The sequence below is a fragment of the Hyalangium minutum genome (genome assembly GCF_000737315.1).
Lineage (GTDB): Bacteria > Myxococcota > Myxococcia > Myxococcales > Myxococcaceae > Hyalangium > Hyalangium minutum.
Genome location: NZ_JMCB01000017.1, coordinates 30,277 through 42,400, shown reverse-complemented (window position 1 = coordinate 42,400; position 12,124 = coordinate 30,277). Strand labels below are relative to the sequence as shown.

Below are 12,124 nucleotides of genomic sequence, written 5' to 3'. Positions count from 1 at the left end.
GGTTAAGCTGACGCCGCGTGTTCCTCCCTCTGCTGAGACTCGTCTCGCTGCGGCACCTGCTGCAGGCTCCGCTGCGCACCGCCCTGACCCTGGTGGGAGTGGCCGTGGGCGTGGCGACGATGGTGGGCGTCACCGCCATCAACCGCTCGGTGATGGAGGCGTTCCGCTCCACGGTGGACACCATCGCCGGGAAGGCGGACCTCACGGTGGCAGGCTCGCAGGTCGGCTTTCCCGAGGAGGTCCTCCAGCGAGTCCGGAAAGTGCCCGGGGTGTTGCATGCGTCGGGTGGCCTCTCCGTTGTCGCGCCGGTGCAGAACGCTCCGGGCGAGTCCCTCTACGTCATGGGCGTGGACCTGCTGGATGACGGCTACTTCCGCACCTACGAGGGCGTGGATAAAGACCTCCGCGCGCTGACGGAGGACCTGGAGTTCCTCAACTCGACGGATCGGCTGCTGGTGTCCGAGCGCTTTGCCCGCGAGCACCAGCTGAAGGTGGGAGACACCTTCGGGCTGATGACCTCCAGCGGGGCGCAGGACTTCATCGTGCACGCGCTGATCCGCGAGTCCGGGCCCATCAAGGCGTTCGGTGGCTCGGTGGCGGTGATGGACGTGGCCTCGGCCCAGGCGGCGTTCGGGCGGGACCGGGTGCTGGACCGCATCGACGTGGCGGTGGACCCGAAGCAGGGCGTGGAGGCGGTGCGTGAGGGGCTTCGCAAGGCGCTGGGGCCGGCGTTCGAGGTGGAGCGTCCCTCGCGGCGTGGCAGCTCGGTGGAGACCATGGTCCGCAGCTTCCAGATGGGGCTCAACCTGGGCTCTGGGGTGGCGCTGCTGGTCGGGGTGTTCCTCGTCTACAACACGATCTCCATCAGCGTGGTGCAGCGTCGGCGGGAGATCGGCACGCTGCGAGCGCTGGGAGCCTCGCGCCTGCGCATCCGGGCCTTGTTCACCCTGGAGGCGATGATGCTGGGCGCCCTGGGTACGGCGCTTGGGCTGCCACTGGGGGCGCTGGTGGGGCGGGGCGCCATCGGTGCCGTCTCCCAGTCCATCTCCAGCCTTTATGTGAAGGTGAACGCGCGAGACGTGACAATCACCGCGCTCGAGCTGGGGCTGGGCATCGCGCTCGGGGTCCTGGGCAGTGCGTTCGCGGCGCTGTGGCCGGCCCTGCACGCTTCGCGGGTGCAGCCGGTGGAGGCGCTGCGCAAGGACGCGGCGGCGGGCGTGCAGGTGGGCAGCACGAAGTCCTGGGCGCAATGGGCCGGGCTGGGGTGCCTCGCGGCGGTGTATCCGCTGGCGCGGCTGCCACCTCCGGTGGAGAACCTGCCGGTGGGAGGCTACCTGGGCATCTTCCTGGTGCTCATGGGCTCCACGCTGCTGGCGCCCACGCTGCTCCGCGGGCTCTGGTACGTCTACCGAGGGCCGGGCGAGCGGCTGCTGGGCGTGAGCGGAAGGCTCGCGGCGGACAACTTCGCCCGGGCGCCGGTGCGGACCTCGGTGCCCGTGTCGGCGCTCGCCGTGGGCGTGTCCATGGCGGTGTGCATCGCGGGGTTCGTGGGCTCGTTCCACGAGTCGACGCAGCGGTGGATCAACCAGGCGGTGCCAGCGGATCTCTTCGTCACCTCGTCCGCGAGGACAGCGGGCGTGCAGAACCAGCCGATGCGGCCCGAACTGGGCGACGCCATCGAGAAGCTGCCGGGCGTGGACCGAGTGGATCGCGTGCGCATCCTTCCTCACGACGTGCTGGGCCTGCGGGCCTACGTCATCTCGCTCATTCCCGAGATCTACGAGCAGCGGGCGAAGCCCCTCTTCCTCGAGGGCCGCATGCTGACGCCGGAGGAGTGGCGCCAGGGGCGCGTCATCATCTCCGAGAACCTGTCGCGCCGCCGCGGCCTGCACGTGGGGAGCACCGTGGAGATGTCCACGCCCACGGGTGTCCGCACCTATACGGTGGGCGCCGTGGCGATGGACTACACCTCGGACCAGGGCACCCTGGTGCTCTCGCGGGACGTCTACATGGCGCACTTCCAGGACCGGCAGGTGGACATCTTCGAGACGTACCTGACGGACCTGAGCAGGTTGGAGGAAGTGCGCCGCGCCATCACCGAGGCCCACGGGCGCCAGTACAACCTCTACGTGCTGTCCCACAGTGAGCTTCGCCACGAGGCCACCTCGCTCGTCGACGACGCGTTCACGGTGACCTACGCGATGGAGGCCGTGGCGGTGCTGCTGGCGCTGCTCGGGGTCATCAACACGCTGCTGGCGGCGGTGCTGGACCGGACGCGGGAGATTGGCCTGCTCCGGGCGGTGGGGGCGGCGAAGTCCCACGTGCTGTGGCTCTTCGTGGGTGAGGCCACCTTCATCGGCCTGTCAGGAGGACTCATTGGAGTCCTATCGGGCACGGTGCTGGGGGGGATCATCACTCAAATGGTGAGCGAGCAATCCCTGGGGTGGAGCTTTCCGTATGTCTTCCCGACAGGAGTCGCGCTGCAGATGTCCCTAACGGCCACATTGTGTGCTGCGGTCGCAGGTCTGTATCCCGCAAGAAGGGCGGCGGCGCTGGACGTCGTCGAGGCACTCGCCTACGAGTAGCCCCCCATCTGTCATAGTGCAGGTGATCCGAGCCATGGCCGCTGAATCCACCACCAAGTTCCACATCCTGCTCGTCGAGGACGAGCCCGTCATCCGGGAGCTCGTCAGCTCGATGCTGAGCGATGACACCGTGAATGTGGTGTGCGCGGAGGACGGCATCGAGGGGCTGAAGCTGGCGAAGACGCGCGCCTTCCAGCTCATCCTGATGGACGTGGTGCTGCCGAAGATGGATGGGGTGACGGTGTGCCGCATCCTCAAGAGCGAGCCGACCACGGCGAGCGTCCCGGTCTACATGCTCACCGGCAAGGCGAACAAAGCGGATGTGGAGATCGCCACGAAGGCGGGCGCGGACGGCTATATCCACAAGCCCTTCCGAAGCTCGGAGCTGATGGAGCTGGTGGACCGGCTGCGCGCGGCTCTGCTGCCCAGCTGAGCCCCGGCCCGCTCAGGGCAGGCGCGGGTGGAGGAAGCGCGCCAGGGCGAGGAAGTCATCCCAGTCGAGCGTGCCGAACTCGAGCGCCACGCCATTCGCCTCGCGGCGGAGGATGGTGCAGTTGACGACGATCTCCCGGTCTCCGTTCAGGGGGAGGGAGAGCGTGAGCTCGCGCAGCGCGTCCGCGGGCTGGGCGTGGAGGAAGAGGCCGGCCATGGACAGGTCGCGGGCCTTGGCGACGACGGTGCGGCCCGGCAGGAGGACCTTCACCACGAGGTTGGCCTCCACGCGAGGGTGGAAGCGCTCAGCCTGACGGGGATTGGGGGCGGGCGTCATGTTCGGGGTCTCTCCTCGGTGCAACAGGTCGCAACCAGTCTGAGGCAGGGAGCCGAGGACGCAACTTTTCGGGCGCGGGTTCACCCCTGGGCCGTATTGACTTGCTCCTGGCCGCCTTGCGGGCCCAGCGCTGGATGCATAGCCTCCGTGAGCGGAACTCGATATGCGCACAGGCCCGAGGAGTCTCGAATGGCTCGCCGGAGGCGGCGAAATGGCGGCGCTTATCGCGTCGCTCGACTGGTCGCGCTCGCCCCTCGGACCCATTGAGGCCTGGCCCCTGAGCCTGCGGACCACCGTCAGTCTCTGCCTCGCCTCGAATTTTCCAATCAACATCATCTGGGGCGACGGCCACAACCAGATCTACAACGATGGGTACCGCGTGGCGTGTGGCGCAGCGCATCCACGCGCGATGGGCGAGGACTACCGTGTCACCTGGGCGTCCGCCTGGCCAGCCATCGGCGGACCCTTCGAGCGTGCGCTCGCCGGGGAGACGACGTTCCTCGAGAACCAGCGGATGTTCCTCGAGCGCAACGGCTACCCGGAGGAGACGTTCTTCACCTTCTCGTTGAGCCCCATCCGCGACGAGTCCGGGAAGGTGGTGGGGCTCTTTCACCCAGTGACCGAGACGACCACCACGATGCTCGCCCAGCGGCGGACGCGGGCGCTGCGGGACATCGCGAATCGCGCGGGCCAGGCGTCGGTGTTCGACGAGGCGTGTGAGCTTCTCCTCTCGACGCTCGGTGAGTACGCCTTTGATCTGCCGTTCGCGCTTCTCTACGTGACGAGCCCGGACGGGACCCAGGCACGGCTTCGAGGCGCGTGTGGGACGCCGGCGGGTGGGCCCCTCGCGCCGGAGGTGATTCACCTCGCGGAGGGCAACGGGAGCGGGGGATGGCCCCTCGCGGAGGCGGCGCGCAGCAGCCGGGCCGAGCTGGTCACGAACCTGGAGACTCGGTTCGGGCCAGTCCCCGCAGGGGCTTATCCGGAGCCGGTGGCGAAGGCTTTCGTCCTGCAGATCCGGGTCGCCGGGGTGGCCGCGCCGCTGGGCTTCCTCGTCGTCGCAGCAAGCCCGCGGCTGCCGCTCGATGAGGCATATCAGGCATTCGTGGAGATGCTGGGCGCGGCGGCCAGCGCGGCGCTCGGCAACGCCCGTGCGTACGAGGAGGAGCGTCTCAGGGCCGAGGCGCTCGCCGAGATCGACCGGGCGAAGACCGCCTTCTTCAGCAATGTGAGCCACGAGTTCCGGACGCCGCTCACGCTGTTGCTCGGGCCGGTGGAGGATCTCCTCTCGGGCCGCCGTGGGGCGCTGCCGGACGCCGCGCGGGGCGAGCTCGAGACGGTGCACCGCAATGCGCTCCGCTTGCTCAAGCTGGTGAACTCGCTGCTCGACTTCTCGCGCATCGAGGCGGGCCGAGCCCAGGCCACCTTCGAGCCCATTGACCTGGCCGCGATGACCCGCGACCTCGCGAGCGCATTCCGCTCGGCCATCGAGCGCGCGGGCATGAGTCTCGTGGTGGAGATTCAGCCGCTCGGGGAGCCGGTGTTCGTCGACCGAGACATGTGGGAGAAGATCGTCCTCAACCTCATGTCGAACGCGTTCAAGTTCACTCAGGCGGGCGAGATCCGGGTGAGCCTGAGCCGGGCGGGTGGGTTCGCGGAGCTGTCGGTGCGGGACACGGGCATTGGCATTCCAGAGAGCGAGCTGGGACGGGTGTTCCAGCGCTTTCACCGGGTGCAGGGAGCACAGGGGCGCACCCACGAGGGCAGCGGCATTGGCCTCGCACTCGTGCAGGACCTTGCCAAGCTCCACGGTGGCTCGGTCGAGGTGCGGAGCGTCGTCGGTGAAGGCTCGACCTTCTTGGTGCGCGTCCCACTGGGAGAGGTCCCCCGGGGGCTGGGTCCGGCGCCCATTCATGCACAGCGGTTGGCCTCCACCGAGGTCCGCGCCGAGGCTTTCGTCGAGGAAGCGCTGCGCTGGCTCCCCGATCAGGAGCCTGAGGGAAGGATCGTGACGGAGGGCCCACGCCCGCGAATCCTGCTCGCCGACGACAACGCCGACATGCGCGATTACGTCCGCCGCCTCCTGGAAGGGCGCTACCAGGTGACAGCGGTGACGAATGGGGCGGAGGCGCTCCAGGCGGCTCGGGCGTCGCGGCCGGACCTCGTGCTCTCGGATGTGATGATGCCGGTGATGGATGGCACCGAGCTCGTGCGGCGGCTGCGGGCGGACGACGCGCTGCACACGCTACCGGTCATCTTGCTGTCGGCTCGCGCAGGAGAGGAGGCCACCGCGAGCGGGCTCGAGCTCGGGGCGGATGACTACCTGACGAAGCCGTTCGCGGCCAAGGAGCTCCTCGCCCGGGTGCACGCCCAGCTCAGCATGGCGGCCTTGCGGATGCAGGCGGCGGAGCAGCAGGCGCGGATGGCGAACCTCGCGGAGCAGCAGCAGTGGCTCGAGGCGGTGCTCGACCACATTCCCGCCCCAACCCTCCTCGTCGATCCGGGCTCGGGGCAGTTCACCTTCGCCAATCGCGCTGCCCACCAGCTCGCCGGCGGACGCTTTCCCGTCAACATCGACGCCGCAGAGCGTAGCCAGGCGTTCCGCCTGACCGACGAGGCCGATCGCCCGATGGATCTGGAGCAGTCGCCGGGGGGCCGTGTCCTGCGCGGTGAGCGAGTCCGCGACATGGAGGTGGTCTGGCACTCGCAAGCGGGGCGGTTCAACCTCGTCGTTGACTCTGGCTTCGTTCCTGCCATCGGGCAGCAGCCGCCGCGGTCCGTCATCACCTTCCAAGACGTCTCGCGCCTCAAGCGGGTCGAGCGGGAGCTGAAGAGCCTGCTGGTCTCGCGAGACGAGTTCCTCTCCATCGCCTCGCACGAGCTGAAGACACCCATCACCTCGCTCCGGATGCAGCTCCAGATGACCGAGCGGAGCGTGAAGCCCGAGGAGGGCCGCGCCCCGAGCCCGGAGAAGCTCGCGAAGGTGCTGCGCATCGCGTCCATCCAGGTGGACCGGCTGACGGGCCTCATCAACGATCTGCTCGACGTGGCGAGGATCCGCTCGGGGAACATCGACCTTGCCTTCGCGCCGGCTGACCTCGCCCAGCTCGCACGCGACGTGCTGGAGCACCTCTCGGGCCAGCTTACCCAGGCGGGTTGCCGGATACAGCTCGAGGTTCCGCCCAGGCTCCTGGGGGTATGGGATGCGCGCCGGCTCGAGCAGGTGCTGACCAACCTCATCTCCAACGCGATGAAGTACGCGCCGGGCGTGCCCCTCGATGTCCGCCTCTTGGAGGACGGGGACCATGTCCGCATCGAGGTGCGCGACTTTGGGCCTGGGGTTCCGGAGGCGCAGCACGACACCATCTTCGACCGCTTCGATCGTGGTATCGCCTCGCGCAACGTCGGCGGGCTCGGGCTCGGCCTCTTCATTTCCCGGCAGATCGTGCGTGCCCACGGCGGGATGATCACGGTGGAGAGCCCTCAGGGAGGCGGCGCTCGTTTCGTCGTCCGCCTGCCGAGGGATGCCTCGCACGCGTGGTCCGGGAGCCTCCCCAGCGCTTCAGGAGTCCCGGCATGAGCCGGCGCATCCTCGTGGTGGAGGATGACCTCTACATACGCGAGTCCGTTCGCGAGCTGCTCGAGGGCGAGGGCCACACCGTGTTCTCCGCGGAGAACGGTGCCCACGCGCTCACGGAGCTCGAAGCGATGCGGCAGCCTCCGGACGTCATCCTCCTGGACTTGATGATGCCCGTGAAGGACGGCTTTCAGTTCCGCTCCGAGCAGCAAGCCAACCCGCGAATCGCCCACATCCCGGTGGTGGTGATGAGCGCCGATCCCCATCTCGACAACCACCGCGAAAGTCTCGCCGCCCGCACCTACCTCCATAAGCCGCTCGACATCGACCTGCTGTTGGCCGCCATGTCCGCGTAGAAAGCAGAGATCCGGCCTGCTCCTGCCCGGTCCTGGGAGGAGGCGGCCTCTCGTTCGTACCTGAGGGCGGAACCTGCGGACGGGTACCGTCTCGCGCCATGGACGGTCCATGGGGCTCGGTGGACTCCCTCACGGGGGGCGGTGCGGATAAACCCGCGACTTTCCTGAGAACGGGTGTTGGCACGGGAAGCGCAAAGGGCTCCTGGCGCAGCTCAACCAGGAGGCTTTTCGTGGAGAACAACAACCGTATCGCGTCGCTGTCCATCACCCCCACCCAGCTGCGGCAAACACCGAAGAACGAGTTCGGTGCCGTGCTCGCGCGCACCGCTCAAGAGATCGTGACGACGGGAGCAGGCCTCGTTGGCAGGGTGCTTCCCGGAGGACCGGTGCTGAGCGCGGCGGTCTCGAGCGTCAGCTCTGTGGCGTCGACCGTGAGCTCGGTGCCGACGACCGTGCCATCAACGGGTGGCGCCACCGTGCCGATCCCAGGCGTCGGCGGTGCCTCGGGAGGCACCAGTGGCACGGGAACGGCCGGGGGGACGGCGGGGAAGGGCGAGGCGTGGGACCTGCTCGAGGCTCAGAAGCTCATGGCGGCCGAGGGGCAGAAGTTCAACATGGCGTACCTGCAGCTCCAGAACGAGATGCAGCGGGAGAGCCGTGAGCACAACGCGGTCTCCAACATCATGAAGGTCCGCCACGACTCGGCGAAGGCCGCCATCAACAACATCCGGTAGGGGCGGCGTCATGGCGATCGACAAGGTGGGTTCGGTCGGCGGTGCGGGAGCCACTCCCGCGCTGGAGACCGGCAAGCAGCAGTTCGGCAAGGTGCTTCAAGGGGTGAAGGGCCCGGAGCGAGGGCCAGGCATTCCCGTGTCCACGGAGGGAGCGCAGCGTCCGTTTCCCTCGGAAGCGGTGCGAGGGCCGCGCCATGTCCAGAGCGTGGAGCGAGCAGCCGCGGGCCGGGCGGAGGTGACGCCTGGGGCGCGGGTGGACTCGGTGCAGTCAGCGAGGGCTCAGCAGGTCGTGCAGGTGCTGGATCGGGTGAGCCAGGCGCAGAAGCGGCTGGACCTCGTCCTCGCGCTGGCGGAGTCGGGCCGGACGTTCACTCCGGCCGAGCTGCTCGCGTTCCAGGCCCACGTGTACGCCGCCAGCCAGCAGCTCGATTTGGCTGGGAAGGTCGTCGAGAAGGCGACGAGCGGCGTGAAGCAGGTGCTTCAGACCCAGATTTGAGGAGCTTCGCCATGACGTTCGCTGTTCGCCGCTGTCTCTGTCTCTTCATGCTCCTGTGCACCGCCGCGTGCCGGGAGCGCATTCAGCATGGGCTCGATGAGCGCCAGGCCAACGAGCTGCAGACAGTCCTCGCCGAGCGGGGACTGGATGCACGCAAGGTCCCGGAGGCGGGCAAGAAGCCCACTTGGGCCATCGAGGTGGAAGAGGCCCAGGCCTCGGACGCCGTCCGCATCCTGGCGGAGCTGGGATTGCCGAGGCCCGCGGAGGAGATGGGCTGTGATGTATTTGGAGGGGGCGGGCTCATCCGCTCTCCCGTCGAGGAGCAGCTCTGCCGGGGCCGGGTGCTCGAGCGGGGCGTGGAGAAGACGCTCCAGGGCGTGGATGGGGTGCTCCTGGCGCGGGTTCATCTGATGGTGCCGCCCCCGCCGCGCCCGGGACAGGCGTCGGCGCCCGCGAAGGCTTCGGCGATGCTGCGCACGGCACCGGGGCAGGCGGCGCGGATCCGCCAGGCCCAGGAGCAGCTGAGGGCGCTCATCGCGGGAGGCGTGGAGGGGCTGTCACCGGACTCCGTGGCACTGATGGTGGATGAGGCATCCACGCGTGTGGAGGTGACCGTTCCCGGAAGCTCACCCCTCATGAGGTTGCGGGTGCTGCTGGTGGTGATGGGCGTGGTGCTCACCGCCCTGGCGGTGGCGCTGGTGTTCCTCGCATTGCGGCTGCGGAACGACCAGTCCGAGGCGATGACGCCGCCGGTCGCTCCGCCTGTTCCTGCCCGGCCCGTGGTCGCCGCAAATGCGGCACGCCGTGTGGCTTGAGCTGCTGGGGAGGATGCTCCATGGAGGAGGTCACACGGATCGTGCGGAGGCCGGTGGCGAAGAACCGCTCCGAGCAAGCCACTCGCATCACCCGCAGGCCACTGCCCAAGCAGAAGTCGCCGCCCACACCTGTGCGGGCTGTGAAGGCCCCTCCCACCTTCTTGCCGCTGGCGCGGTTCGCGCTGGTGGCGCGGGTGTTCGGCAAGGAGCGGGCCTCGGAGCTGCTCGAGGGACTGGGCGAGAGCGAGGCCGCGCGGGCAAAGGAGCACCTGGCCCACTTCGCGGCGATGACCTCGGCACAGCGGCAGGCCCGGGTAGCACTGGAGTTCGGGCTGCGGAGTGACCCTGCGGAGCAACTTCGTGAGCTGATGGCGGAGGCCCCCGAAGCTCTGAGGCGGGAGATCTTCCGCAAGCTGCCACCGTACCACCGCACCCTCTTTCCCCAGCGTCGACTGGAGGCTCCGGACGCCTCGGTTTCTCCAGCGATGAGCACCCTGGCTGAGCGCTTGGTTCGCGAGGCCACGCGCTGACCCGTCTCTGAGTTTCCCATGCACACCGAACCCCGCAGTACCCCGTCATCGCTTCAAAAGATCGCCAAGCTGAACCGGCTCGGCACGCGCCGACTGGCCCGGGCACATGTGATGCTGAGCGAGCGTCCCCAAGTGGCAGGCTGGGGAACGCAAGCGCTCCAGAGCCTCTGCGAGGTCTTGGGAAAGGAACTCGGGAGCACCGTCCGCATCACAGGCCGGCTCTCAGAGTCCACGGTGATTCCCAACGCAGGGCTGGCCCATGCGACGGCCTTCGTCCTGCTGGACCTGTCCGCGACAGGGGGCTGTGCGGTGCTGGAGTTGGAGGTGCCGGTGCTCTTCGCCGCGCTGGAGCGCCTCGCGGGCAGCAACCCGCGGCCGAGCCCCGTGAGGCGGTTCACGCGCCTGGAAGAAGCGACCTTCGCCTTTTTGGTCCTCTCTGCACTCGCGGCGCTTCGGGGGAGGTCCGAGCTCCACCGCCGGCTGGGACCTCGGCTGGCAGGGGTGACGATGAGCCGGGTGGAGGCGCTGGGGCGGCTGGAGAGCCGGCGGCCCCACCTCGGAGTGGAGCTGTCTCTGTCGGTGGGAGAGGTGACGGCTGGAGGTCGGTTGCTCGTCCCTGCTGTGCTCTTCGAGTCCGCTTTCAAGGACCTGCCCGTGGAGCGGGAGGCCTTCATCGCTTCGGAGATCCTCGCGGCAGCTCTCGGTGCGAGGTGCTTCCTGGGCCACACCCAGCTTCCACCTTCGTCGCTCAAGAGGCTGTCGGTGGGCGATGTCGTCGTCTTCGAGGCCGCCCGGCATGGCGGCGAGTACCTCCTCGGTGAGGGCCGCCTGGTCACACACGGCTTTGAGCTGATGGGTGAGTTCACCCCCGAAGGTTTTTCCCTGACCCGCGCGCGCAGGCGCGCACTTCCCTTGGAGTCGAAGATGGCAACCGTCACTGAGCAGAGCGGAGGAATGCCTCCGCTCCCCGTGGATGTGGAGATCGAGCTGACGCGGCTGATGCTGCCGCTCTCGGAGTTGGCCGGGCTGAAGCCGGGCGCGCTGCTTCCGCTGCGCATCAACGCCAGCGAGCCGGTGCTGCTGCGCATCGGTGAGCGGGCGGTGGCCCGCGCCGAGCTGGTCGACATCGACGGCGAGGTCGGTGCTCGCATCCTTAACCTGCTGCCGTGAGTGCTCGGAGAAACGTCATGCTTGCTTCTCTCTCTCCTCGGCACCGCTTGTTGCTTGCGAGCGGGCTCATTCTGGGGCTCGCGGCATTGGCACCTCTAGGGGGCCTGTCTGTCGCGGGGGTGGCTCGGTGGCTTCTGGGGGCCGTGGCGCTCGGGGGCTTGGGGTGGTGGCTGTGGCGCCGTGGTGGAGCAAGCTCCCAGTTCGCGCTCCCCGAACGCTTGAAGGTGGTTTCCCGTGCAGGACTCTCCCAGCGCTGTGGCATTGCGCTGGTGGAGGCAGATGGCCGCAGCTTCCTCGTGGCCTTTGGGGACTCGTTCGCCCAGATCCACGAGTCGCCCTCGATGCAGCCAGAGGGGGTGGAGCGATGAAGCGGGGACTTTGGGTGGGCTGCCTCCTGACGCCGGCGTGGGCGTTGGCTGGCGAGAAGACCCTCTTGCAGGCCTCCTCTGCCGGCAATCCGCTGGCGATGATGGCGATGCTCGCGGTGCTGTCGCTGGTGCCCTTCGCGGTAATGCTGCTGACGAGCTTCTCGAAGATCGCCGTGGTGCTGTCGTTCGCGCGCTCGGCGATGGGGACGCAGCAGGCTCCACCGACCATCGTGCTGACGGGGCTCGCGGCGGTGCTCTCGGCGCACATCATGTCTCCGGTGATGGAGCGCATGTACGACGCGGGCCAGCGCGTCTACCCACAGATGGAATCAGGGGCACAGATTTTCGACGGGGCGGTCCAGGTGACGGACCCGCTGCGCGCCTTCCTGGTGAAGCATGGGAGCGCCGAGGAGCGGGCGCTCTTCGTGGAGCTTGCGCGAGAGCTGCGGCCTCCCGAGGAGATGGAACAAGTCCATGAGGGCGACCTCTTCGTGGTCATCCCCGCCTTCGTCATCACCGAGCTGAAGGAGGCGTTTCAGATTGGCTTCCTCATCTTCCTGCCGTTCCTCGTGCTCGACATGGTCATCGCCAACGTCCTGCTCGCCCTGGGCATGCAGACGTTGTCGCCGAGCCAGGTGAGTCTGCCTTTCAAGATCCTCCTTTTCGTCGCCGTGGATGGCTGGTCGCTGCTCGCCCGTGGGCTCATCCTCGGCTACCGGTAATG

General features: G+C 68.3%; 12 protein-coding genes. 11 read left to right on the top strand and 1 reads right to left on the bottom strand.

Annotated elements, in window-relative coordinates; genetic code table 11:
- Positions 1-17: 17 nt before the first annotated feature.
- Both DB31_RS33770 and DB31_RS33765 read left to right on the top strand, forming a co-directional pair.
- Positions 18-2,585 carry an ABC transporter permease gene (locus DB31_RS33770; RefSeq protein ID WP_044195712.1) on the top strand — a complete coding sequence of 856 codons (2,568 nt, stop codon included), beginning with the start codon at positions 18-20 and terminating at the stop codon, positions 2,583-2,585.
- Positions 2,586-2,619: 34 nt separating this feature from the next.
- A complete protein-coding gene (locus tag DB31_RS33765; RefSeq protein WP_044196039.1) occupies positions 2,620-3,018 on the top strand; it encodes a response regulator in 399 nt (132 codons plus the stop codon).
- A gap of 12 nt (positions 3,019-3,030) precedes the next feature.
- Here DB31_RS33765 and DB31_RS33760 read toward each other — a convergent pair whose 3' ends face one another.
- The gene (locus DB31_RS33760) at positions 3,031-3,354 is read right to left on the bottom strand and encodes a PilZ domain-containing protein (protein WP_044195709.1); all 324 of its coding nucleotides are present in this window, start codon (positions 3,352-3,354) and stop codon (positions 3,031-3,033) included.
- Positions 3,355-3,565: 211 nt separating this feature from the next.
- Between DB31_RS33760 and DB31_RS33755 the strand changes: the two genes are divergently transcribed.
- From DB31_RS33755 to sctR, 9 genes are all read left to right on the top strand, one after another.
- Complete coding sequence (locus DB31_RS33755; protein WP_052420467.1) at positions 3,566-6,934, top strand: ATP-binding protein; 3,369 nt, start codon at positions 3,566-3,568, stop codon at positions 6,932-6,934.
- Positions 6,931-7,287, top strand: coding sequence for a response regulator (locus tag DB31_RS33750; RefSeq protein WP_044195704.1), 357 nt, complete (start codon positions 6,931-6,933; stop codon positions 7,285-7,287). Before DB31_RS33755 ends, DB31_RS33750 begins: the two co-directional genes overlap by 4 nt.
- Positions 7,288-7,517: 230 nt before the next feature.
- Positions 7,518-8,021 carry a hypothetical protein gene (locus DB31_RS33745; protein WP_044195702.1) on the top strand — a complete coding sequence of 168 codons (504 nt, stop codon included), beginning with the start codon at positions 7,518-7,520 and terminating at the stop codon, positions 8,019-8,021.
- Between the two features lie 10 nt (positions 8,022-8,031).
- Positions 8,032-8,517 carry a hypothetical protein gene (locus DB31_RS33740; RefSeq protein ID WP_044195699.1) on the top strand — a complete coding sequence of 162 codons (486 nt, stop codon included), beginning with the start codon at positions 8,032-8,034 and terminating at the stop codon, positions 8,515-8,517.
- Between the two features lie 11 nt (positions 8,518-8,528).
- Positions 8,529-9,332: a flagellar M-ring protein FliF gene (locus DB31_RS33735; RefSeq protein WP_044195697.1), complete on the top strand. Its 804-nt coding sequence runs from the start codon at positions 8,529-8,531 to the stop codon at positions 9,330-9,332.
- 20 nt (positions 9,333-9,352) lie between these two features.
- Positions 9,353-9,862, top strand: a complete 510-nt coding sequence (locus DB31_RS33730; protein WP_044195694.1) for a hypothetical protein — start codon at positions 9,353-9,355, stop codon at positions 9,860-9,862.
- Positions 9,863-9,880: 18 nt separating this feature from the next.
- Positions 9,881-11,032, top strand: a complete 1,152-nt coding sequence (gene sctQ, locus DB31_RS33725; protein ID WP_044195691.1) for a type III secretion system cytoplasmic ring protein SctQ — start codon at positions 9,881-9,883, stop codon at positions 11,030-11,032.
- A 17-nt stretch (positions 11,033-11,049) separates the two neighbouring features.
- Positions 11,050-11,400 (top strand): flagellar biosynthetic protein FliO, encoded by a 351-nt coding sequence (locus DB31_RS33720; protein WP_044195688.1) that lies wholly within the window; start codon positions 11,050-11,052, stop codon positions 11,398-11,400.
- On the top strand, positions 11,397-12,122 hold the full coding sequence (gene sctR / locus DB31_RS33715; RefSeq protein ID WP_044195686.1) for a type III secretion system export apparatus subunit SctR: 726 nt from the start codon (positions 11,397-11,399) through the stop codon (positions 12,120-12,122). Before DB31_RS33720 ends, sctR begins: the two co-directional genes overlap by 4 nt.
- Positions 12,123-12,124: the final 2 nt, after the last annotated feature.